This is a genomic window from Stenotrophomonas sp. 57 (assembly GCF_030291075.1).
Taxonomy (GTDB): domain Bacteria; phylum Pseudomonadota; class Gammaproteobacteria; order Xanthomonadales; family Xanthomonadaceae; genus Stenotrophomonas.
On sequence record NZ_CP127407.1, the window covers coordinates 1685007 to 1706366 of the forward strand.

At 66.7% G+C, this 21360-nt stretch carries 20 protein-coding genes, 4 tRNA genes and 1 pseudogene; 9 read left to right on the top strand and 16 right to left on the bottom strand.

What is annotated here, in order from left to right:
• Nucleotides 1-69: 69 nt before the first annotated feature.
• Entirely contained in the window at nt 70-1599 is a 1530-nt protein-coding gene (locus QP512_RS07805) for an OmpA family protein (protein ID WP_286071608.1), read from the top strand.
• 12 nt (nt 1600-1611) lie between these two features.
• Here QP512_RS07805 and QP512_RS07810 read toward each other — a convergent pair whose 3' ends face one another.
• Together QP512_RS07810 and QP512_RS07815 are read right to left on the bottom strand one after the other, a co-directional pair.
• Nucleotides 1612-2538 carry a c-type cytochrome gene (locus tag QP512_RS07810; RefSeq protein WP_286071609.1) on the bottom strand — a complete coding sequence of 309 codons (927 nt, stop codon included), beginning with the start codon at nt 2536-2538 and terminating at the stop codon, nt 1612-1614.
• A complete protein-coding gene (locus QP512_RS07815) occupies nt 2535-3881 on the bottom strand; it encodes a cytochrome c (RefSeq protein ID WP_286071610.1) in 1347 nt (448 codons plus the stop codon). Before QP512_RS07815 ends, QP512_RS07810 begins: the two co-directional genes overlap by 4 nt.
• Before the next feature lie 183 nt (nt 3882-4064).
• Here QP512_RS07815 and QP512_RS07820 point away from each other — a divergent pair, with 183 nt between their 5' ends.
• Nucleotides 4065-5183 (top strand): alpha/beta fold hydrolase, encoded by a 1119-nt coding sequence (locus tag QP512_RS07820; RefSeq protein WP_286071611.1) that lies wholly within the window; start codon nt 4065-4067, stop codon nt 5181-5183.
• 81 nt (nt 5184-5264) lie between these two features.
• On the opposite strand, the gene QP512_RS07825 is transcribed toward QP512_RS07820, so the two are convergent.
• Nucleotides 5265-6404 carry an MFS transporter gene (locus QP512_RS07825; protein ID WP_286071612.1) on the bottom strand — a complete coding sequence of 380 codons (1140 nt, stop codon included), beginning with the start codon at nt 6402-6404 and terminating at the stop codon, nt 5265-5267.
• Nucleotides 6405-6589: 185 nt separating this feature from the next.
• Between QP512_RS07825 and QP512_RS20340 the strand changes: the two are divergent.
• A pseudogene (locus QP512_RS20340) lies at nt 6590-6712 on the top strand (alpha/beta hydrolase); the annotation flags it as partial.
• A 191-nt stretch (nt 6713-6903) separates the two neighbouring features.
• Here the strand turns inward: QP512_RS20340 and QP512_RS07835 are convergent.
• Nucleotides 6904-7605: a pirin family protein gene (locus QP512_RS07835; protein ID WP_286071614.1), complete on the bottom strand. Its 702-nt coding sequence runs from the start codon at nt 7603-7605 to the stop codon at nt 6904-6906.
• A gap of 141 nt (nt 7606-7746) precedes the next feature.
• Here QP512_RS07835 and QP512_RS07840 point away from each other — a divergent pair, with 141 nt between their 5' ends.
• A complete protein-coding gene (locus QP512_RS07840; RefSeq protein WP_286071615.1) occupies nt 7747-8667 on the top strand; it encodes a LysR family transcriptional regulator in 921 nt (306 codons plus the stop codon).
• Nucleotides 8668-9289: 622 nt separating this feature from the next.
• Here the strand turns inward: QP512_RS07840 and QP512_RS07845 are convergent.
• The 10 genes from QP512_RS07845 to QP512_RS07890 all read right to left on the bottom strand — a co-directional run bounded on the left by QP512_RS07845 (nt 9290) and on the right by QP512_RS07890 (nt 15269).
• Nucleotides 9290-9366: transfer RNA gene (locus QP512_RS07845), tRNA-Arg, on the bottom strand.
• 32 nt (nt 9367-9398) lie between these two features.
• Nucleotides 9399-9475: transfer RNA gene (locus tag QP512_RS07850), tRNA-Arg, on the bottom strand.
• 58 nt (nt 9476-9533) lie between these two features.
• Nucleotides 9534-9610: transfer RNA gene (locus tag QP512_RS07855), tRNA-Arg, on the bottom strand.
• Nucleotides 9601-10527 carry an alpha/beta fold hydrolase gene (locus QP512_RS07860; protein WP_286071616.1) on the bottom strand — a complete coding sequence of 309 codons (927 nt, stop codon included), beginning with the start codon at nt 10525-10527 and terminating at the stop codon, nt 9601-9603. The genes QP512_RS07855 and QP512_RS07860 overlap by 10 nt, the downstream gene beginning before the upstream one ends.
• Nucleotides 10524-11333, bottom strand: a complete 810-nt coding sequence (gene thiD, locus QP512_RS07865; protein ID WP_286071617.1) for a bifunctional hydroxymethylpyrimidine kinase/phosphomethylpyrimidine kinase — start codon at nt 11331-11333, stop codon at nt 10524-10526. Before thiD ends, QP512_RS07860 begins: the two co-directional genes overlap by 4 nt.
• A gap of 135 nt (nt 11334-11468) precedes the next feature.
• A complete protein-coding gene (locus tag QP512_RS07870) occupies nt 11469-12137 on the bottom strand; it encodes a YoaK family protein (protein WP_286071618.1) in 669 nt (222 codons plus the stop codon).
• A gap of 12 nt (nt 12138-12149) precedes the next feature.
• Nucleotides 12150-12656, bottom strand: coding sequence for a hypothetical protein (locus tag QP512_RS07875; RefSeq protein WP_286071619.1), 507 nt, complete (start codon nt 12654-12656; stop codon nt 12150-12152).
• Nucleotides 12653-14053, bottom strand: coding sequence for a PhoH family protein (locus tag QP512_RS07880; protein ID WP_286071620.1), 1401 nt, complete (start codon nt 14051-14053; stop codon nt 12653-12655). The genes QP512_RS07875 and QP512_RS07880 overlap by 4 nt, the downstream gene beginning before the upstream one ends.
• Nucleotides 14054-14137: 84 nt before the next feature.
• Nucleotides 14138-14617, bottom strand: coding sequence for a peroxiredoxin (locus QP512_RS07885; protein ID WP_286071621.1), 480 nt, complete (start codon nt 14615-14617; stop codon nt 14138-14140).
• 91 nt (nt 14618-14708) lie between these two features.
• Nucleotides 14709-15269, bottom strand: coding sequence for a glycine cleavage system protein R (locus tag QP512_RS07890; RefSeq protein WP_005409051.1), 561 nt, complete (start codon nt 15267-15269; stop codon nt 14709-14711).
• Nucleotides 15270-15433: 164 nt separating this feature from the next.
• On the opposite strand from QP512_RS07890, the gene dapA reads away from it, so the two are divergent.
• Together dapA and QP512_RS07900 are read left to right on the top strand one after the other, a co-directional pair.
• Complete coding sequence (gene dapA, locus QP512_RS07895; protein ID WP_286071622.1) at nt 15434-16327, top strand: 4-hydroxy-tetrahydrodipicolinate synthase; 894 nt, start codon at nt 15434-15436, stop codon at nt 16325-16327.
• Nucleotides 16328-16359: 32 nt separating this feature from the next.
• The gene (locus tag QP512_RS07900; RefSeq protein WP_286071623.1) at nt 16360-16875 is read left to right on the top strand and encodes a hypothetical protein; all 516 of its coding nucleotides are present in this window, start codon (nt 16360-16362) and stop codon (nt 16873-16875) included.
• Between the two features lie 149 nt (nt 16876-17024).
• Here the strand turns inward: QP512_RS07900 and fdxA are convergent, their stop codons facing one another.
• Entirely contained in the window at nt 17025-17348 is a 324-nt protein-coding gene (gene fdxA, locus QP512_RS07905) for a ferredoxin FdxA (protein WP_005409054.1), read from the bottom strand.
• 193 nt (nt 17349-17541) lie between these two features.
• Here fdxA and QP512_RS07910 point away from each other — a divergent pair, with 193 nt between their 5' ends.
• Nucleotides 17542-18966, top strand: a complete 1425-nt coding sequence (locus tag QP512_RS07910) for a sugar porter family MFS transporter (RefSeq protein ID WP_286071624.1) — start codon at nt 17542-17544, stop codon at nt 18964-18966.
• Between the two features lie 365 nt (nt 18967-19331).
• Here the strand turns inward: QP512_RS07910 and QP512_RS07915 are convergent.
• Nucleotides 19332-19406, bottom strand: a tRNA-Glu gene (locus tag QP512_RS07915).
• Nucleotides 19407-19458: 52 nt separating this feature from the next.
• Between QP512_RS07915 and pcnB the strand changes: the two genes are divergently transcribed.
• A complete protein-coding gene (pcnB, locus tag QP512_RS07920; protein ID WP_286071625.1) occupies nt 19459-20838 on the top strand; it encodes a polynucleotide adenylyltransferase PcnB in 1380 nt (459 codons plus the stop codon).
• 3 nt (nt 20839-20841) lie between these two features.
• Nucleotides 20842-21327 (top strand): 2-amino-4-hydroxy-6-hydroxymethyldihydropteridine diphosphokinase, encoded by a 486-nt coding sequence (gene folK / locus QP512_RS07925; RefSeq protein WP_286071626.1) that lies wholly within the window; start codon nt 20842-20844, stop codon nt 21325-21327.
• The last annotated feature ends 33 nt before the right edge of the window (nt 21328-21360 follow it).

A 21360-nucleotide genomic window follows, 5' to 3' on the forward strand; every position in this document is an offset into this window, starting at 1 on the left:
GATGGCACTGTGGGGCCGGTCACGGCCTTCGGGTATGCTCGGCGTTTCAATGGACCTGAGGTGGTGGCGATGCAGATGCGATCGAAGATCTGGTTGGGGGGCGCAGCCCTGGTGCTGTTGGCGGGGTGCAACCGCACGCCGCCAGACGAACAGGTGGCACCGGTGGCACCACCGACGGCGGGCGAGACCGCAGCGCCGGCCGTCACGTCAGCGGGATCTCCGGCACCTGCCGAGGGCGCGGGCCTGACCGATCGCGATGGCAAACCAGTACCGCAGGTGCCGTTCGATATCGCCAGCGTGCCACTGAGTGACGCCGTGCTGGGCGAGCTGCCGTTCTTCAGCCTGCCGCAGGGCTACGCGCCACAGAACGCCCCGCACCCACGCGCCTGGGCACGCTTCCCGTTCCGCATGGGCGACGGCGTGCACTGGGTGGAGGGGCCGAGCTGGTCGGCACGCATCGTTGCAGACTCCCAGGGCGCTCCCGACAAAACGTTCTCCGCACTGGAAGTGCAGCGCAATTTCGATGGCGTGATCACCGCCGCCGGTGGCCGCAAGGTGTTCGAAGGCACGCTGCGGCGCGACATCTACTACGGCCCGCAGCTGGAAGGCGAGATCGGTGGCGGATTCATCGATGCGGTGAACGGTGAACAGGATGCACCGACCACGGTCTACGTACTGCGCCAGGCCAACCGCAACGTCTGGGTGCAGCTGGAAGTCGACAGCAACGGCGCCGGCCTGGTGGTGGTGGATGAAGTGCCATTCAAGGCCACCGCACAGTGGCTGGAGACCTTCCCGCACCTGTCCCTGCCCGCCGGCTATCGCGACCGCAACAAGGCCAAGCAGCGTGACTTCGATGCCTTCCCGTTCTGGACCGGCGATCATTTCGAGCAGGTCGAGGGCCGCATCTTCGCTGCCGACTTCGACAAGGGCGAGCGTGAGTACTCGATGCATGAAGTACGCCGCAACCTCGAAGCGATGATGGAGCAGGCAAAGGGCACCAAGGTGTTCGAGGGCCGTATTCCGCTCGAGGCCGCCGAGGGCGTTTCGAAGCAGGTGCAGTCGGCCTACAGCGAATCCGCCAGCTACAACTGGAACAACTACGACAGCGTGGTCTACCGCGTGGACCTGGCCGATGGCCGCCAGTTGTGGGTGCACGCGCGGCTGGAATACCTCAGTGCCGGCTGGGTGGTGGCCGAGCGCAAGGGATTCGCGCAGACAGCGGCGCTGCTGCCGGCCGATGCGCTGAAGAAGAAGCTCGACAGTGATGGCCGGGTGGCGATCCAGGTCAACTTTGCCACTGACAAGGCACAGATCCTGCCAACCTCCGAACCGCAGCTGGCGAAGGTGCTGGACCTTCTGCGTGGCGATCCTTCGTTGAAGCTCTCGATTGAAGGCCACACCGACAACAGCGGTGCCGCAGCACACAACCGCACCCTGTCGCAGGACCGTGCGACGTCGGTGGTGGCCGCGCTCACCGCCCAGGGCTTCGCGCCTGACCGCCTGCGGGCAGCCGGCTTCGGCGCCGACAAACCGGTGGCCGACAACGGCAGCGAGGACGGCAAGGCGCGCAACCGCCGGGTCGAGCTGGTCAAGCGCTGACCCGCGGCGTGCTCAGTAGCGCGCGTCCTTGGGCTTCGGGTCGCGCGGCCAGTCCTTGGTCTTGTTGGCGAAGTCCGGTCGCGGCTGGTTGATGAAGTAGCTGGCGATGTCCACGGCATCCTGGTCGGGCAGCAACTGTTGCCCGAGCGGGGGCTCGCGGGTCACTGCCGGTGGCATGTTGTGCTTGATGAAGCCGGCGGCCTTGTAGAGGCGCGCCATGCCCGCACCGATGTTGAAGCTGTGGTCGCCCCACAGCGGCGGGAAGGCGATGTCACCGCTGGCGTCGCGCCGGCCTTCGCCGTTGTCGCCGTGACACGCTGCGCACTGCACGGCGTACAGCGCCTGGCCGCGGATCGGGTCCGGTGTCAGCGTGCTGTCGATCGGCCCTTCGCTGGGGGCGGCGACCTTTGCACCGTCTGGCACGGGGCTGCTCAACCACGCCATGTAGTCGAGCATCGCGCGCATCTGCGGTGCGTCCTTCGGCAGAGGCTTGCCGTTCATCGAACGCTGCAGGCAGCCATTGATGCGCTCGGCCAGTCCGATCACCTTGCCCGGGCGGGGCATGTAACGCGGATAGGCACCACCGCCGGTGTTGAAATAGTGGTTGCCGAACGGTCGCTTGCCTTCGGCCATGTGGCACGAATTGCAGTTCAGATCGTTGCCGACATTGTCCGGCAGCAGCCTCGCGGTTTCGTTGAGCAGGCGGCGACCCAGCATCACCGACTCGGCATTGCCCAGCCCGGCGATCTCTTCGGCACTGGGCGCGTGGTAGTGGCCGACCACCTTGCCGTGCGCATCGAGGATATCCATCGTGCTGGCCACGGCGGCATCCAGGTCCGGGTACAGGTGGCGATAGGCAAGGGTGCCAGCACCGGCCAGCAGCGCCATGGTGATCGCGCTGCCGATCAGCAGGCGGGAACGTCTGCGCGAGCGCTTCATCGTGTGGCCTCCTGCGGAACGTAGTGCACCGGCTTGTCGCGTACCACCCGGCGCATCCGCGCCACGTCGACCTCGCTCACCGCGCTGGCCTGGTTGCCCCAGCTGCTGCGGATGAAAGTCAGGATCTGTGCCAGCTTCGCGTTCGGCAGCTGCTCGAAGCCGGGCATGGTGAAGGCCATGCGGTCATGCGGCGTATGCGGCGTGCGGCCGCCGATCAGGGTCACCTGGACCAGCGAGCTGGGATCATCGGCGAACACGATCGAGTTGCCGGCCAGGGCCGGATAGACGCGCGGCATGCCGCGGCCGTCGGCGCGATGGCAGGCCTGGCAGTGCTCGGCATAGGCCAGCGATCCGGCCACCCGGTAATCGCCGCTGCGCAGTGCGGCGGTGGTCGTATCGGTGCCGGGCGACCACTGCGCGCTTCGTCCATCGCGGGCGGGCAGCTGCTTCAGGTAGCGTGCCATCGCCAGCAGGTCAGCGTCGGACAGGTACTGCGTGCTGTGCTCGACCACGTCGGCCATGCCGCCGAAGGCCGCCGAACGATCGGTGCGGCCAGTGCGCAGGAAGTCGACGATCTCGCCTTCGTTCCAGCTGGCCAACCCGGTCGATTCATTGCGCAGGTTCTTCGCATACCAGCCTTCCAGCACCGAGCCGGACAGGAACTGGCGGCTGCCATCGTCAGCCATCGCCTTTTCCTGGAAAGCCAGGCCGCGGGGGGTATGGCAGGCACCACAATGGGCCAGGCCTTCCACCAGTTCGGCGCCGCGCTGCTGACCGGCATCCAGCTTCGGATCCGGGTTGAAGCTGCGCGGGCGTGCGAACAGGAGCTGCCACCAGGCCAGTGGCCAGCGCATGTTGGCCGGCCACGGGATGGTGCTGTCGGCGTTGTCCTGCTTCACCGGCTGTACCGAGCCCATGAAATAGGCGTAAAGCGCCTTGATCTCCGCATCGCTGGCGATCACATACGAGGCGTACGGCATGGCCGGATACAACGGCTGGCCATCGTGGCGGATGCCGCGGCGCACTGCACGCTCGAAGTCGGCGTAGTCATAGGCACCGATGCCGGTCTGCGGATCGGGCGTGATGTTGGTCGAGTAGATCGTGCCCATCGGCGTCTGCATGCCGAGGCCACCGGCGAACGGCTTGCCGCCCGGTGCGGTATGGCAGGCCGCGCAATCGGCGGCGCGCGACAGGTACTGGCCCTGCGCGATCAGCGTCGGGTCGTTGATATCGACCTGGCCCGTCTGCCGCGGCGCAAACCAGTAGGGCGTGGTGCGGGCGATGCCGTAAGCGGCGGCCACGGTGGCGGCCAGGGCAAGGGCGAGCTTGAGCGAGGTGCGCATGGCGGCACTGTGGGCACTCCCGCGCGCGCGTTCATTGATCCGGATCAATGACCGTACGGATACAGCCTGTGCACCAAGCTGAATCGTTCCTGCGCTGTCATCAAGCCGTCATCCGCGCGCGATAGATGGCCCGCTACCGCATCGCTAACCTGCCACGCTGTCGCACCTTTTCCCTGATTGCCCATGAAGCGCCTGCTGCTGTTGTTGCTGGCGTGCGCCGGCCTGTGGCTGGCTGCATGCTCCTCCTCGATCAATGCCTCGTCCACCTCGCTCGCCGATCGGCTGATCGCGCCGGGTGGCGTGTCGACCCTGCTCGATCGTCCGCGCATCGCCGCGGCCATCGCCGCACTGCCCAACCGCCATGGCTTCGCGCCGGGGCGCGATGGCGTGCCGATCTTCTGGCGCGTGTTCGACCCCGGCGACTACGGTGCGCGTTACCGCTACCTGCCGCAGCGCCACGAGAACGGCCTGCCGCTGGACACCGGGCTGAGCCTGGCGGTACCGCAGCCGTTCCATGCGCAGGTGCCGCGCGGCACCGTGGTGCTGCTGCACGGCTGGATGATGAACGGTGATTCGATGTTGCCCTGGTCGCTGCAGCTGGCCGAATCCGGCTACCGCGTGTTCACGCTGGACCTGCGCAATCATGGCCAGTCCGGTGCGGGGCCTTCCGGCTATGGCACCTATGAATCGGACGATGTGGTCGATGTGATCAACGAGCTGCGTGCGCGCGGCGAAGTGACCGGCCCGCTGTATCTGTTCGGGGTGTCGTACGGGGCGGCCACGGCCGTGTTCACCGCCGACAAGCTGGGGGACCAGGTGGAAGGCGTGGTGGCGATGGAATCGTTCGCCAACGCCGGCGTGGCCATCCGCACGATGATTCCGCACCTGATGGGCCTGCAGCCGGAAGGCCTGAAGGCGCAGGCGGTGGCCTCCTACGCGCGCTGGCGCTACGGCGGCCAGGACATCAACCAGGTGATCGCCGCCGCCAGCCGCCGCATCGACGTCGATCTGGACCGGGTGGACGTGGCCCGCGCGCTGGCCGATACCCGCGCCTGCGTACTGCTGCTGCACGGGCAGGGCGACCAGCACATTCCGGTCAGCCAGGGCCGGGAGTTGGCCCTGGCCAACCCGCGCGCGCACTACATCGAGATGCGCGGCGAGGACCACATCACCCTGCCGCTGCGGCTGGACCTGCTGGCCGGCGTGGTCGACGACTGGATGGCGCGCGACGAGCACCACCCGCAGAGCGCCTGCCCGGCCCCGCAGCTGCCAGCCCAGGCCGAGTGGCTCACCCACACCTGAGAAAGCGGGGCGGAGGGATCAAGTCGTTTCTGTCCGCAGGTGTGCGGGAAACGGCCTGATCCCCTCTGCCTCCTTTTTGTGTCAGGGCAGGCGTTGTGCCAGTGCGCGGGCGGAGGCGGCTACGCCGAGCAGCAGGGCGGCCACGCACAGGAAGGCGAAGCCGAGGCTGGTGGCGTGCGCCAGCGCACCGATGGCTGCCGGGCCAGCGAGGATGCCGGCGTAGCCCAGCGTGGTGACCGCGGTGATGGCGATGCTCTCCGGCATCACCCGCTGCTGGCCGGCCATCGAGAACAGCGCCGGCACGATGTTGGCGCAGCCCAGCCCGACCAGCACGTAGCCGGCCAGTACCACCGGGAACGATGGCACCAGCGTGGCGAGGCTGAAGCCGGCCGCTGCAGTGATGCCGCCGATCACGATCGTGCGGGTGCGGCCAAGTCGCTCGACGATGCCATCGCCGAACAACCGCATCGCGGTCATTGCCAGGGTGAACACCGCAAAGCCAGCCCCGGCCTGGTCACGCGGCACCTGCCGCACTTCGGCCAGGAACACCGCGCTCCAGTCCAGCATCGAGCCCTCGGCAAGAAACACCACGAAGGCCAGCACGCCGATGAACAACACTACGCCGTGCGGCAGTGCCAGCAACGGTCCTTCATGCAGGATCCGTTGTGGGCGCCAGTGCGGCGCCGACAGGACCGTAACCAGCAGCAGTGCTGCCACAGAGACCAGCGCGGCCATCCACAACGGCGTTCCAAGCACCAGCAGGCCGGTCATGCAGCCGGCGCCGACGAAGCCGCCGATGCTGTAGAAGGCATGGAAGCCCGACATCATCGGCCGCCCTGCATCGCGCTCGACCGCCACCGCCTGCATGTTCACCGCGCAGTCCAGTGCGCCCACGCCAGCGCCGAACACGAACAGCGCCGCGCCCAGTGCCAGTGGTGTTGGCGCCAGTACCAGCAGGGGCAGGGCGCACAGGATCATCGCGCAGGTGATCACCATCACCCGGCGGCAGCCCAACCGCCCGGTCAGCGCGCCTGCCAGCGGCATCGCCAGCAGCGAGCCGAGGCCGAGGCACAGCAGCACCGCGCCGAGGCTGGCATCGGACAGCCCGGCCTGGGCTTTGGCGTAGGGCACCATCGGCGCCCAGGCGGCGGTAGCGAATCCGGGGATGAAGAAGGCGGCGCGGGTGGCGTGCTGCTGGGCACGTGGGGATGAGGGCGTCATGCGCGGTGGAGATCTCCAGGGAATGCGGCCATGAAAACGTTTGCAGCCCGGATCGGCAAGTGCCATGGATGACATCGGACGGCGCATACGATTGCAGTGTCCCGATCGCGTCTCCAGGGGTTGACGCCACACGCTGACAGTGGCGGCGGTTGGCATTCCGCCTGGTCGCTCCCGGAGATCTGCGCATGAGCACGACATCGACCATCCTCCTCGTCCATGGATTCCGGGGCGGGGCCGCACGCTGGGCCAAGGTAATCCTGCAACTGCATGGCAGTGGCCGTGACCGCGTGCAGGCGGTGGAACTGCCGCACGATCTTCAGCTGTACAGTACCTGCACCTGGGGCGAGCCGCGTACTGCTCGGTTGAGCTTGAATTACAGGTTCTGACGCGGGGCCTGTAGAGCCGAGCCCTCGCTCGGCTGCGGTTTGACAGCCAGCCGAGCATGGTCTCGGCTCTACAAGGACGCCCGCGATGCTGGATGGCATCGCGGGCGTTGTCGTCACAGCGGCAGGTCGAACACCAGCACTTCGGCGTCGTTGCCGTTTTCCAGGGTCAGCTGCGCTTCGTCACTGACCTGCAGTGCGTCACCGGCTTCCAGAGTGATGCCGTTGACCTGCAGCTGGCCACGCGCCACCTGCACGTAAGCGCCACGGCCGTTGCCGAGGGCATGGTGCAGCTTCTGGCCGCCATCAAGGATGGTGGCGAAGATGCGGGCATCCTGGTGGATGCGCAGCGAACCGTCGGCACCGTCCGGCGAAGCGATCAGGCGCAGCTGGCCGCGCTTGCTGTCCGGCGTGAAGTGGGTCTCCTCGTAGGACGGCGCGATGTTCTCGGTGTCCGGGAAGATCCAGATCTGCAGGAAGTGCACGGTCTCGTCGGCCGAGTGGTTGAACTCGCTGTGGGTGACGCCGCTGCCGGCGCTCATGCGCTGCACGTCGCCGTAGCGCAGTACCGAGCCGGTGCCCATCGAGTCCTTGTGTTCCAGCGCACCGCCCAGCACGTAGGAAATGATCTCCATGTTGCTGTGGCCGTGGGTGCCGAAGCCCTGGCCGCCGATCACCTTGTCTTCGTTGATCACCCGCAGCGGCCCGAAGCTGACGTAACGCGGGTCGTAGTAGTTGGCGAAGGAGAAGGTATGGCGCGAGGACAGCCAGCCATGCTCGGCCAGGCCACGGGTAGCGCTCTTGCGGATCTGCAGCATGATGGAATCTCCTTGTTCGATGTTTTCGATGGGGCGGGGGCGGGCCAGTGGCCGCTGTGTTTCCCCGTTGGAGAGAAGTATCCGCTTGCGCACCGGGTTTGAAAAACGGATAGTTTTGACAGCCATCATCGAAAAATTCGAATGCTCAAGCTCAGCCTCGATGCCCTGCAGATCCTGGACGCCATCGACCGCCGCGGCTCGTTCGCCGGCGCCGGCAAGGCCCTGCACAAGGTGCCCTCGACCATCTCCTACACCGTGGCCAAGCTGGAGGAGGATCTGGGCGTGCAGTTGTTCGACCGGATTGGCCCGCGCGCCGAGCCCACCGAGGCTGGGCGCGCGTTGCTGGACGAGGGGCGGCATCTGCTGCGCGCGGCCCGCGAGCTGGAGCTGCGGGTACGCCGGGTGGCGTCGGGCTGGGAGACCGAGCTGACCCTGGCGGTGGACTCGGTGTTCCCGACCTGGCTGCTGGGCCCGGACATCGCCGCGTTCCGTGAGGCCGAGGCACCGACCCGGCTGCGATTGATCGGCGAGGCCCTGTCCGGTACCTGGGAGGCCCTGCTGGATCGCCGTGCCGACCTGCTGGTCGGCGCGCCGGGCGAGGGGCCCAGTGGTGGCGGTTACGTGGTTGAGCCGCTGGGGACGGTGGAGTTCGTATTCGCGGTCGCGCCCGATCATCCATTGGCTGCAGTACCAGGCGTGCTTGGGCGCGAGCAGCTGGCCGAGCACTGCGCGATCGCGGTCTCCGATTCGGCGCGGCGGCTGTTGCCACGCACGGTCGGCCTGTTGATGGGGCAGGAGATGCTGACGGTGCCGGACATGGCCAGCAAGCTGAAGCTGCAATGCGAAGGTGTGGGCTTCGGCTTCCTGCCCGAACCGTGCGCGCGCGCTGCGGTGGCACGCGGCCAGCTGGTGATCCGCGAGGTGGAGGAACACAAGCCTGAAGAGACCTTCTGGCTGGCCTGGCGCACCGGCGAGGACGGCGCCGCGTTGCGCTGGTGGCGAGAGCGCCTGCGCAGGCCGGAGCTGCTTTCGCAGTGGTGGCAGGCGATGGCCAGGGGGTAGGTGTACGGCAGGGCTGCGCCCTGCACCCGCTACGATCCAGAGCAACAGCAACAGCAACAGCAACAGCAACAGCAACAGCAGAAGCTGGTTTGCTGAGGGATGGCGGGGTGGATCCGGTTGCGGGAGACGCCGTAAACCCGTCCATGGGGGCTTGGCCGCGGCGTCCATGCCGCGGACACTCCCGCAACCGGACCCGCCCCGCCTTCGACCGTTTCAGGCGATCTGTCGGTGCTGGTGCGATCGGTGAGTGTCGACCTTGGTCGACACAGTAGATCCACGCCATGCGTGGATGCTCTTCGATCAATTGTCGAAATATTCGAACTCGAACTCGATGGAGATTCATCCACGCATGGGGTGGATCCATCAGATCGCGGAAATCTGTCAGAGGTGGGGCGGTGTCGGAGTGCGGGGTGTCAGCCGCATGGATGCGGCTGCCAAGCCTACAGGGACGTACTTGCGGCGTCCCCGCACTCCGGCACCGCCCCGCCAACCCACGGAATGCCAGCGTTTGCGTTTGCTGTTGCCGTTGCCTTGGCTTGAAGCCTCTGCAGGTGCAGGGCGCAGCCCTGCCGAAAAACGCACATAAAAAAACAGCAGGCCGAGGCCTGCTGTTTCGGTGTAATGGTGCGCCCGGAGAGATTCGAACTCCCGACCGCCTGGTTCGTAGCCAGGTACTCTATCCAACTGAGCTACGGGCGCCAATTACATAAACTTGTTGTGCTGACTGTGTATGGTGCGCCCGGAGAGATTCGAACTCCCGACCGCCTGGTTCGTAGCCAGGTACTCTATCCAACTGAGCTACGGGCGCGCGGTACACAATCAAATTTTACCTTATTTCCAGCGGCGGATGCTGGAAACCTGTCGAGTGGTGCGCCCGGAGAGATTCGAACTCCCGACCGCCTGGTTCGTAGCCAGGTACTCTATCCAACTGAGCTACGGGCGCCCTGCGACAGGAGCGGAATTATGCGGATGTCGGCGCGCACCGTCAACAGTTTTGTGAAAATTTTCATCCAACTGAATGAAAAAGCTGTCAGCCACGGCGTCCGGGGCCTTCAGCCAGGCGAAGTGATCGGCGCGCGCACCCAGTTCCTGCGCCGACAGCACGCGCAGCTGCGCGACCACATTCGGCAGTTTCGCCAGCAGCGCGCGCATCGATCCGGTCGGTGCCAGCCAGTCATGTTCCATCAGCACCGCCTGCGCGCTGCCGTGCACGCGCGCCATCTGTGCGTCGAGGTCTTCGTCCATGCCGACTGCGGCGTAATGGTTGTTCAGGCCCACACGCGCCCAGTCGGCGATCAGGCCACGCGCCTCCGTGCCGCCGAAGCCAAGGCGACGGCCATGCAGGACGCCCTGGCGCTGCGCGATCCACGGCAGGAAGCGGTAGACCAGTGGCAGCAGCCAGCCGCGTGGAGGCGGAAAACCACGCCAGAACGGTGAGCCGCTGGCGGCCAGCCACAGCCGGTTGAAGTGCTGCGGATTGCGGCCTGCGTGCACGCAGGCCAGCTGCCCGCCAAGGCTATGGCCGCCGATGATCCAGGGCAGGGCGCCAGCCTGGTCATCCGCTGCAGCCAGAACGGCCTGGCTGCCCGGCAGATCCTGTTCCAGCACCTCCCGATAGCCCCAGTCCTGCGTCCGCGACGGCCGCAGCGAACTGCTGCCGTTGCCGCGCCACTCATGCAGGTAGACCGCCACGCCCTTCGCCGCCAGCGCCTGCGCCAGCGGCAGGTAGTGGCGCGCGGCTACGCCCAGTGCCGGCAGCCACAGCAGGCGTGCGATGGGCTGTGCAGGTACGCAGGCGATCACTTCGTAGCGATGGCCGTCGTTGCACTGCACGGCGAGGATGCGCGGCGTCAGGCTCATGCGTGCGGCGCCGCGCCGAAGTGCTCGAGCACCCGTACCTCGCTGCGCCCCGGCGCATAGCCTTGCTGCAGCCCGCGTGCCACGTAGTCGATGCCGGCTTCGCAGGCATTGGCCAGGCTCAGGCCATTGCACAGCTGCGCAGCAATGGCCGAGGCCAGCGTGCAGCCGGTGCCGTGCGCGTCCAGCGGCAGGCGGGCATGGATGAATTCTTCGCTGCTGACACCGTCGAAGTAACGGTCGATCACGCGATTGCCTTCCAGCAGGTGGCCGCCTTTCAGCAGCACCGCGCCTGCGCCGAGGTCGAGCAGGGCGGAGGCGGCCTGTTCGGCGTCATCGCCGTTGTTGATCTTCCGGCTGACCAGCAGTTCTGCTTCCGGTGTGTTGGGGGTGATCAGCGTGGCCAGCGGGATCAGGCGCTCACGCATGGCCTGCAATGCGCTGTCTTCGAGCAGGCGTGCGCCGCTGGTGGCGACCATCACCGGGTCCAGCACCACGTGGGGCGGAAGATGCTTCTCCAGTATGTCGGCGACGGCGTTGATCACGTCGGCGTTGGCCAGCATGCCGAGCTTCACCGCGTGGATGTCGAAGTCGTCGAAGCAGGCGTCCAGCTGTGCACGCAGGAAGTCGATCGGTGGCACATGCACGGCGGTCACGCCGCGGGTGTTCTGTGCGGTCAGCGCGGCGATCGCCGAAAGACCGTGCACGCGATGCGCGGCGAAGGCCTTCAGGTCGGCCTGGATGCCGGCGCCGCCGCCGGAGTCGGAGCCGGCGATGGTGAGGGCGGAAACGGGGGTGGTCGGGCTCATCACGCGATTGTGCCGTGGTCCCGCAGGGGAGGGTAGATCCACGCCATGCGTGGATGCCTTTGATCCGTCAGGCGGCGTCAGATCCCATTTCCGCAGGAAAAGGGATCTGACCCCCAGGCGCCCGCAGCGCGACTCTCAATGCCGCCAACGCGCCCACTGCTGGTACAGGACATAACCCAGTCCGGTCAGTCCGGTCAGCAGCGCAGGGGCGAGCAGGGCGTCGTATTGCCAGCGCACGAACAGCCAGGCACCGATGACGCCTCCGGCGAGGAAGCCGCTGATGATCAGTCCGCTGAGGGTCAGGCGCCGCACCTGCAGCGGCAGCCCGCGCAGCAGGTGGCCGAGGCCGATGCCTAGGTCGGTGAACATGCCGCTGAGGTGGGTGGTGCGCACCACCGCGCCACTGAAGGTGGTCGCCATCGCGTTCTGCAGGCCGCAGGCCATGGCGGCGGCCAGTGCGCCCCAGATCTGGTGTTGTTCAAAGAGCGGAATGGCGATCAGCAGCAGCGCCGACTCCAGCGCCAGTGCCACGCCATAGCGCCGGCCCAGTTGCAGGGCGCTGTCCTGGATCAGCAGGCCGCTGAGCATCGCACCCAGCGAAAAGGCGATCAGCAGTCCCCACAGGTGCCCCACGGCTCGCCAGTCCCCCTGGGCCAGCGCCATGCCCAGCTGGCTGGTGCTGCCGGTCATGTGGCTGACCGCCTGGTGTTCGAAACCGAGGAAGCCGACGACATTCACCATGCCGGCCACGCACGACAGCGCGACCGCGCCGATCCAGACCCAGGTGGGCAGGCGTATTCCCATCGGCGGGGCCCCTCAGGGCCCGCCGAAGCCGCCGTTGAACTGCAGCTCGCTGAAAGTGTTGCTGGCCGGATCGAACACGGCGCCCCAGAACTGCGCGCCGCCATCGCAGACGCGGATCGCTTCCCGTGCCGGATTGATGCCGCTGTCGTCGGGCAGATGGAAGGCGTTGATGTAGATCAGCCGCTTGCCGGCACTTTCGATGCCGACGTACTGGCGGTCGAAGCCCAGCACCTTCGGCACCTGTGCCTCAAGCGATGACAGCCGCGCTTCCAGCTGATCGACCTGCTGCCGGCTGGGCGCCCAGTAACCGCTGACCCGACCGGCCTCGCGGCCGGGGCTGGGCCGCGAGCAGGTGTCCAGCACCTGCGCGGCGATGACCGGGCGGGTGACCACCCACGATTGGCCGGTGCGTTCGGCAGTGGGTACGCTGGCCGGGCCGCGCGTGGTGGTGCAGGCGCCGAGTGCGGTGGCGAGGGCGATCGCCACCGTGGGCAGCAACAGACGGGTGCAACGGTTCACAACACCTCCGAAGCGTAATCGGCCAGACGCGAACGCTCACCCCGGCGCAGGGTGATGTGCGCGCTGTGCGGCCAGTTCTTGAAGCGATCCACCGCGTAGGTCAGGCCCGAGGTGGTTTCGGTCAGGTACGGGGTGTCGATCTGTTCGACGTTGCCCAGGCAGACGATCTTGGTGCCGGGACCGGCACGGGTGATCAGGGTCTTCATCTGCTTGGGCGTGAGGTTCTGTGCCTCGTCCAGGATCAGATAACGTGACAGGAAGGTACGGCCGCGCATGAAGTTCATCGAGCGGATCTTGATGCGGCTGGCCAGCAGGTCGTTGGTGGCCTGGCGGCCCCAGGTGCCGCCTTCCTGGTTGTGCGTGAGCACTTCCAGGTTGTCGGTCAGCGCGCCCATCCACGGCGTCATCTTTTCTTCTTCGGTGCCGGGCAGGAAGCCGATGTCCTCGCCCACGCTCACCGTGGCACGGGTCATGATGATCTCGCGATAGCGCTGCTGGTCCATGGTCTGCGCAAGACCGGCGGCCAGCGCCAGCAGGGTCTTGCCGGTACCGGCGGTGCCCAGCAGAGTGACGAAATCGATCTCCGGGTCCATCAGCGCATTGAGCGCGAAGTTCTGCTCGCGGTTGCGCGCGCTGATGCCCCACACGGCATGGCTGCCGTGGCGGAAATCATCGACCAGCGACAGCACCACCTTGCCATCGCCCACCACGCGGCTGACGCGCAGCTCGACCTCGTCTTCGCCCGGCAGGTACACGTACTGGTTCGGATACCACTCCTCGCCATCCTGCGCCTGGATTTCGTAATGGGTGCGGCCCTTGTCGCTCCAGCTGCGCAGGTCTTCGCCATGGCGCTTCCAGAAGTTTTCGGGCAGCTCGGTGGCGCCGGTGTACAGCAGGCTGAAATCATCCAGCGCGCGATCGTTCTCGTAGTCCTCGGACACGATGCCGGCAATGGCCGCCTTGATGCGCAGGTTGATGTCCTTGGAAACGAACACCACCGGCAGGTCCGGGGTTTCTTCCTTGAGCGCCAGGATCGCGCCGAGGATGGCGTTGTCCGGAATGACCTTGCCGAAACTCTTGCCGGCGTCGAAATGGCTGGTCTGGAAGCGCAGCTTGCCGGCGCTCTGCTTGCCGCGCAGCTGCAGGCCGTTGGGGCGCTGCAGCGGAATGCCGTCGGCCAGGTTGTCCAGGCCCGATTCCTGCACCAGCTCGTTGAGGAAACGGCTCACCTGGCGGGCGTTGCGGCTCGCTTCGGAGGTGCCCTTCTTGCCGTTGTCCAGCTCCTCGATCACCTGCATCGGCAGGTAGACGTCGTGCTCCTCGAATTTGAACAGCGCGGTGGGATCGTGCATCAGCACGTTGGTATCCAGCACGTAGATGCGCTTGCCTCGGGTCATCGTCGATTCCTGGTTACGGACAGGGAAAAACCACCATGGCCTGCTGCGGGGCAGGGTGATGGCAGACACAGTAGGCAGTGGGACTCACTTGGACTGGGAGGCCTTCAGTTCGGCGAGAACGGCATCGGCATGGCCGGCAACCTTGACCTTGCGCCAGGACTGCACGATGCGGCTGTCGGGGGAAATCAGGAAGGTGCTGCGTTCGATGCCACGTACCTGCTTGCCGTACATGTTCTTCATCTTGATCACGTCGAAGGCGTTGCACAGCGCTTCGTCGCCATCACTGACCAGCGGGAAGCTGAAGCCCTGCTTGGCGCAGAAGTTGTCGTGCGACTTCACCGAATCGCGCGATACCCCGAGCACGACCGCACCGGCCTTCTTGAACTTCGGCAGCAGCGCATTGAAGTCGATGCCTTCGGTGGTGCAGCCCGGGGTGCTGTCCTTGGGGTAGAAGTACAACACCAGCCACTGGCCGGCATAGTCGCCGAGGGTGGCCTGGTCGCCACCGGACAGTGCCAGCGGCAGGGAGAGGGTGGTGCTGTCCAGGGTATCGCCGTTGTTCATGAGGTCCTTCTGTCGAGCCTGGGTTGTTTCTACGACAATTGCATGAAACGCCACGCGCCCGTGAGAGGCGCGCGAAAATCCGCACGTCCGATCAGAATTTCATCGGGTCCATGATCGCGTCCAAGTTCAGGTGGTCGCAGAACTCGAGGAAATCGTCGCGCAGCGCGGCGATGTGCATGTTGGCCGGCACGCCGATGGTGACCTGCGCGCTGAACATTTCGGCACCGGTCTGCATGGCGCGGTAGCGCGTGCTCTGCAGGTTCTCGATGGTGATGCCCTGGCGGTCGAAGAAATCGGCGAGCTGGAACAGGATGCCCGGCTTGTCGGCGGCGATCACCTCGACGATGTACGGCAGCAGGTTGGACTGTGCCTGCTTGGCGGCGGTGCGGTACCAGACCAGCTTCAGGCCTTCCTCGCGCTCGAGCCGGGTCAGCATCGCTTCCAGCTTGGCCACCGAGTCCCACGAGCCGGTGGCCAGGGCGGTGACCGAGACATCGCGGCCGACCGTGGCCAGGCGTGCGTCCACCAGATTGCAGCCGCTGTCGGCGATGCGGCGGGTGACGGACAGCAGGGGGGACTCCGGATGCGTCGTATAGGCGTTGATCAGGAGGTGGTTTTCGCTCGGCGCGGGGCGCGGGGTGGTGTCGGTCAAGGCGATTCCGGGTAATGCATGCGTTAGTCTGAATGCCCGCCAGAGGCGGGGATCCACCAGTGTCCAGCATACTTGCCCGTGCTTTCGCGCCGCAAGTAACATTCAGGTCGCCCCCGGCCTTTCGTGGCGGGCGTTTTCCCTTCCCAGCCAAGAGCAGCACGTCCTTGTCCCTTTCCGGCCTCATCACCGCGCTGGCGACCCCGTTCCGGGCCGACGGTGCCCTCGATCCCGACGGTTGGCAGCGCCTGCTGCACCTGCAACTGGAAGGTCGCGTCCATGGCGTTGTCGTTGCCGGCTCGACCGGCGAAGCGGCAATGCTCACCGATGCCGAGTACGACCTGCTGCTGGCCAGCGCGGTCGAGCGCATCGGCGGCCGTATCCCGGTCATCGCCGGCACCGGCCTGTCGGGCACCGCCAAGACCATCGAACAGACCCGCCGCGCCGCTGCACTCGGTGCCAGCCACGCGCTGGTGGTCACCCCGCCATACGTCCGGCCGACCCAGGCTGGCCTGATCGCGCACTACCGCGCGGTGGCCGACCAGGGTGGGTTGCCGGTCGTGCTGTACAACGTGCCCGGCCGTACCGGTTGCGACATGCAGCCGGAGACCGTCGCCGAACTGGCCAGCCATCCCAACATCGTCGGCATCAAGGAGGCGGTGGGCGACACCGGCCGGGTGCAGGCCCTGCTGGCCCTGCGCAGCCCGCAGTTCGCCGTGCTGAGCGGCGACGACGGCACGGCGGCACGGTCGATCCAGGCCGGCGTCGATGGCTTGATCTCGGTCGGCTCCAACGTACTTCCCGGCGCCTACCGCCGGATGTGCGAACTGGCCGCCGCCCACGACCACGAAGCCACCGGGTCCTGGGATGCGCGCCTGCAGCCGTTCCATGGTTTCTGCGGTGTCGAGCCGAACCCGATTCCGGTCAAGGCGCTGCTGCGCCGCGTCGGCATCGGGCACGACCTGCGCCTGCCGCTGCTGCCGCTGTCGGCGCCGCACCATGCGGCCGCCGACCATCTTGCCGGCGACATCGCCGCCCTCGAAGCCCTTTCCAGCCACTGACCTTTCGTCTTGGTCTGACCCAGGAGATTCACATGCGTCAATCCGTTTCCACTGTCCGCGTGCTGTCCTACGCCCTGCTGGCTGCAGCTGTTGCGGCCGGTACCACCGGTTGCTTCAAGCGTGGCGTCAAGGGCGACTACGCCCTGGCCCCGGAAATGCGCCCGCTGGAAGTACCGCCGGACCTGAACCTGCCGGCCACCACCGGTGACAACAAGGTGCCGACCCTTGCCTCGGCGACCAAGCCGGCAGCCCCGGTGGCTGCGGCCCCGGCCGTTGGCAACACCGGTTTCACCATTGCCGGTGGCAAGGATGAGGCCTTCGCCAAGGTCGGCACCGCGCTGGAAGGCGTGGAAGGCCTGACGATCGCCAGCCGCGCGCAGCTGCTGGGCTCGTATGACGTGGCCTACGAAGGCAGCAACTTCCTGGTGCGCGTGGTCGCCGTCGATGCCGGCGCCTACATCTCCGCGGTCGACCCGCGTGGCCTGCCGGCCACCGCTGAAGCACCGGTGAAGCTGATCGCCGCGCTGAAGGCGAAGCTGGCCCAGTAAGGACCGGCCGGATGGGGGCGGGCCTTGGTCCGCACCCGCTCTGGTAGAGGCCGACCCTGGTCGGCGCTTTTGTGCCAACCGAGGTTGGCACCTGCCGGAAATGGAAAAGGGCGCCGACGGCGCCCTTTCCTTTTGCCGCCGCTGGCGCCTCAGCGCTCCAGCAGCTTCAGCTTGTCCGGCTTGCCGTCCCATTCGCCGGCGTCGGCGGGCGGATCCTTGCGCACGGTCAGCACCGGCCACTCTTTTGCCAGTTCGGCATTGAGCGCGACGAAGCCTTCCTGGCCGGCCGGGACATCGTCCTCCGGGAAGATCGCATTGACCGGGCACTCCGGCTCGCAGAGGGTGCAGTCGATGCACTCATCCGGGTCGATCACCAGGAAGTTCGGGCCTTCGTGGAAGCAATCCACGGGGCACACTTCCACGCAATCGGTGTGTTTGCACTTGATGCAGTTTTCGGTGACGACAAAGGGCATGGGCTGGGGGTGGATCGATTCCTGAACCCGCCAATTCTAGAACAGGTTGGCCCCCGGTGTCGGCGCAGGGCGGAAATCGGGCGTCTGGCAGGCGCGGCCGTGGCGGTCATTGGCGGCAGGGCAGGGCCTGTGCGACGCTGCGGGGCGATCGGTCACCCCGCGTGGCCGGACTCCCTTCCCAGCAGGATCGTCCATGTCCCCGGCCCAGCCCAGCATCGCGCCCCACGGCGGTGAGAACACTGCATTCATCGTCCTGATCAGCTGCGTGGCCACCCTCGGTGGATTCCTGTTCGGCTTCGACAGTGGTGTCATCAATGGCACAGTTGACGGCCTGCGCCAGGCCTTCAACTCCAGCGAGGCGGCGCTCGGTTTCGAAGTCGCTTCGATGCTGCTGGGGTGCGCGATCGGCGCTTTCCTGGCCGGCTGGCTGGGTGACCGCCTGGGCCGTCGTGGCGTGCTGATCGTGTCGGCACTGATGTTCCTGGTCTCGGCGCTGGGTGCGGGTGCGGCCCACGCCTCCTGGCTGTTCATCGCTGCACGCGTGCTCGGTGGCTTCGCGGTGGGGGCGGCCAGCGTGATGTCGCCGGCCTACATCGCGGAAGTGGCCTCGGCGCGCTACCGCGGGCGCTTGGCCACGGTGCAGCAGATGGCGATCATCTGCGGCCTGTTCGCGGCGTTCCTCAGCAACTACCTGCTGGCCCGAGCTGCCGGAGCCTCGACCGAGCCGTTGTGGCTGGGCCAGGAGGCCTGGCGCTGGATGTTCTGGATGCAGGCGCTGCCCTCGGGGCTGTTCCTGCTGCTGTTGCTGGTGATCCCCGAAAGCCCGCGCTTCCTGGTCGTGAAGGGATGCCCGGAGCAGGCGCGGGCGGTGCTGTCGCGCCTGTATGGCGAGGGCACGGCCGCGACCAAGCTGGCAGAGATCGAGGCCAGTCTGGCCCAGGACCAGCACAAGCCGCGCTTCGCCGATCTGCGCGACAAGGCCAGCGGCAAGCTGCGCCCGATCCTCTGGGTCGGCATCGGGCTGGCGATGTTCCAGCAGCTGGTCGGCATCAACGTGGTGTTCTACTACGGTGCGGTGCTGTGGCAGGCGGTGGGCTTCTCAGAAAGCGATGCGCTGCTGATCAATGTGCTGTCGGGTGCGCTGAGCATCGGTGCGTGCCTGCTGACGGTGTTGCTGATCGACCGCATCGGGCGCAAGCCGCTGCTCTGGATCGGCTCGGTCGGCATGTCGGTGGCGCTGGTGCTGATGGTGGTCGCGTTCGCCAGCGGCAGCCTGGCCGACGGTCGCCTGCAGCTGTCCGACGGCATGGGCCGGCTGGCGCTGGTCGCGGCCAATGTCTACGTCGTGTTCTTCAACATGTCCTGGGGCCCGGTGATGTGGGTGATGCTGGGCGAGATGTTCCCCAACCAGATCCGCGGCCCGGCGCTGGCGGTGGCTGGCGCGGCGCAATGGACCTCGAACTTCGCGATCACCGTGACCTTCCCGATGCTGCTGGCCGGCATCGGCCTGGCCGGCGCCTACGGCATCTATACGGTGGCGGCCATCCTCTCGGTCTTCTTCGTGGTCCGCTACGTGCGCGAGACCAAGGGCAAGGAGCTGGAGCAGATGGAAGGCTGACGGCGATTGGCTTCGGTTGCGTTCCGTTGGCGCCTGCTTGTCCAGAGCCTGAGAGGGCGGTCTGCCCCCTCCTGACAGTTTCATGGTGCGTGCGGATGCGGCGAAGCGCTGGTCGGTTGTTGCCGCAGCTGGCGGGAAACCGTCCAGAGTCGGTGGGGTCACCCAGGGCAGGACCGTTGGCGCCAAGGATGGCGCCATCGAGCCCCCATGGATGGGTTCACGGCGTGTCCTGCCCTGGGTGACCCCGCCGGCTCGAGCCGATTGCAGGGAGGCGCCAAAGCGACCAACCCGACCGCAATCACCGCAATCCCGGAAAACAGAAAAGCCCGCACAAGGCGGGCTTTTTCGGTTCCTGCTGCGGCGACTGGCGCTCCCTAGGGGACTCGAACCCCTGTTTTAGCCTTGAGAGGGCCACGTCCTAACCACTAGACGAAGGGAGCGTAACTGTGTCGCTGCCGAGGCAGGAGCGCTAGTATATGCACCTCGATGCCATTGGGCAATCCCGAAACTTCAACCGGAAGCGCCAACATCATTTCCTCTGCTACATCACCGTTCAGCCTGCGCGTCATCCCGCGCGACCAGCACACGATCTCCCGCAAGGACATCAGCCCGAACGCCCTGCGCGTGCTTTATCGCCTGCGCGATGCCGGCTTCGGCGCCTACCTTGTCGGCGGCGCGGTGCGCGATCTGCTGGTCAATGGCCAACCCAAGGATTTCGACGTGGCCACCGACGCCACGCCCGAACAGGTCAAGCAGCTGTTCCGCAACTGCCGCCTGATCGGCCGCCGCTTCCGCCTCGCCCACGTTGTGTTCGGCCGCGAGATCATCGAAGTCGCCACCTTCCGCGCCAACAGCGATGACGGCAGCGGCGACCGCGAGATGGAAAACGGCATGCTCGTGCGCGACAACGTGTACGGCACCATCGAAGACGACGCCGTCCGCCGCGACTTCACCTGCAACGCCCTGTACTACGCCATCGAGGACTTCTCGGTGCGTGACTACACCGGCGGCTTCGAAGACGTGCAGGCGCGCCTGATGAAACTCATCGGCGACCCGGTACAGCGCTACCAGGAAGACCCGGTGCGCATGCTGCGTGCGGTGCGCCTGGCTGCCAAGCTCGGCTTCCAGATCGAAGAGGGCACGGCCGCACCGATTCCGCACCTGGCCGGCCTGCTCAACGAAGCCGCGCCGGCGCGCCTGTTCGAGGAAGTGCTGAAGCTGTTCCTGTCCGGGCATGGCGTCGCCAGTTTCGAAGGCCTGGAGCGTTACGGCCTGTTCGACGTGCTGTTCCCGGAAAGCGGCAAGGCGCTGAAGTCCAACCGCACCGGCGCGCTGCGCCGCATGCTGGTCGAGGGCCTGGCCAACACCGATGCACGTGTGGCCAACGACGAGCCGGTCTCGCCGGCGTTCCTGTTCGCGCTGCTGCTGTGGCCGGCGTTCTGCCGCGCGCAGGCGACCCTGCTCAAACAGGGCGTTGCACCGGAGGAAGCGCAGCGTCGTGCTGCCGACCGCGTGACCGTGCAGCAGCTGAGCACCATCGCATTGCCGCGCCGCTTCTCGCTGCCGATGCAGGAGATCTGGCTGCTGCAGTCGCGCTTCGGCTCGCGCCAGCGCAAGCGCGTGTTCCGTACGCTGACCCACCCGCGCTTCCGCGCCGCGTTCGACTTCCTCAGTTTGCGCCAGGTGGCCTCGTCCGAGCACGCTGCCGATGTGGAATTCTGGCGTGAGGCACAGGCCCAGTCCGGCCGCGAGCTGGAATCGTCGCTGGATGCGATGCACAGCGAAGAGGGCGATGATGAGAACGGTGCACCGCGCAAGCGTCGCCGTCGTCGCCGCCGTCCGGGTGCCTCGGCCGGTGCAGCTGGCGAATAAGCCATGACGCCTGCGTGGATCGGGCTCGGCGCCAACCTCGGCGACGCGGCCATGACTGTCGGCGCGGCGATCACCGCGCTGGACGGCCTGCCCGGGACCCGTATGCTGCAGGCCTCGCACCTGTACGCAACGCCGGCCTGGGGCAATGAAGACCAACCACCGTTCGTCAATGCGGTGGCCGCGGTCGAAACGTCACTGGCGGCCGATGAACTGCTGCAGGCGATGCTGGCGCTGGAGCAGCGTTTCGGCCGCGTGCGCGATGCGGCGGTGCACTGGGGCCCGCGCGCGCTGGACCTGGACCTGTTGCTGTATGGCGCGCAGGTACTTGACCAGCCTGGCCTGCAGGTACCGCATCCCTACATGCACGAACGTGCCTTCGTGTTGGTGCCCCTGGCCGAAATCGCGCCGGATCTGGCCATTCCCGGCCATGGCCGCGTGCGGGATGCAGTGATGCGGGTGGATGCCTGCGGGATCGCGCCGATCGGGTGATAATGCCCGTGTTATCTCCCCCGGTTATCAGCA

Coding starts and splice junctions, on each gene's coding strand:
- QP512_RS07805 (WP_286071608.1), top strand. CDS start 70: ATGCAGATGCGATCGAAGATCTGGTTGGGGGGCGCAGCCCTGGTGCTG.
- QP512_RS07810 (WP_286071609.1), bottom strand. CDS start 2,538: ATGAAGCGCTCGCGCAGACGTTCCCGCCTGCTGATCGGCAGCGCGATC.
- QP512_RS07815 (WP_286071610.1), bottom strand. CDS start 3,881: ATGCGCACCTCGCTCAAGCTCGCCCTTGCCCTGGCCGCCACCGTGGCC.
- QP512_RS07820 (WP_286071611.1), top strand. CDS start 4,065: ATGAAGCGCCTGCTGCTGTTGTTGCTGGCGTGCGCCGGCCTGTGGCTG.
- QP512_RS07825 (WP_286071612.1), bottom strand. CDS start 6,404: ATGACGCCCTCATCCCCACGTGCCCAGCAGCACGCCACCCGCGCCGCC.
- QP512_RS07835 (WP_286071614.1), bottom strand. CDS start 7,605: ATGCTGCAGATCCGCAAGAGCGCTACCCGTGGCCTGGCCGAGCATGGC.
- QP512_RS07840 (WP_286071615.1), top strand. CDS start 7,747: ATGCTCAAGCTCAGCCTCGATGCCCTGCAGATCCTGGACGCCATCGAC.
- QP512_RS07860 (WP_286071616.1), bottom strand. CDS start 10,527: ATGAGCCTGACGCCGCGCATCCTCGCCGTGCAGTGCAACGACGGCCAT.
- thiD (WP_286071617.1), bottom strand. CDS start 11,333: ATGAGCCCGACCACCCCCGTTTCCGCCCTCACCATCGCCGGCTCCGAC.
- QP512_RS07870 (WP_286071618.1), bottom strand. CDS start 12,137: ATGGGAATACGCCTGCCCACCTGGGTCTGGATCGGCGCGGTCGCGCTG.
- QP512_RS07880 (WP_286071620.1), bottom strand. CDS start 14,053: ATGACCCGAGGCAAGCGCATCTACGTGCTGGATACCAACGTGCTGATG.
- QP512_RS07885 (WP_286071621.1), bottom strand. CDS start 14,617: ATGAACAACGGCGATACCCTGGACAGCACCACCCTCTCCCTGCCGCTG.
- QP512_RS07900 (WP_286071623.1), top strand. CDS start 16,360: ATGCGTCAATCCGTTTCCACTGTCCGCGTGCTGTCCTACGCCCTGCTG.
- fdxA (WP_005409054.1), bottom strand. CDS start 17,348: ATGCCCTTTGTCGTCACCGAAAACTGCATCAAGTGCAAACACACCGAT.
- QP512_RS07910 (WP_286071624.1), top strand. CDS start 17,542: ATGTCCCCGGCCCAGCCCAGCATCGCGCCCCACGGCGGTGAGAACACT.
- folK (WP_286071626.1), top strand. CDS start 20,842: ATGACGCCTGCGTGGATCGGGCTCGGCGCCAACCTCGGCGACGCGGCC.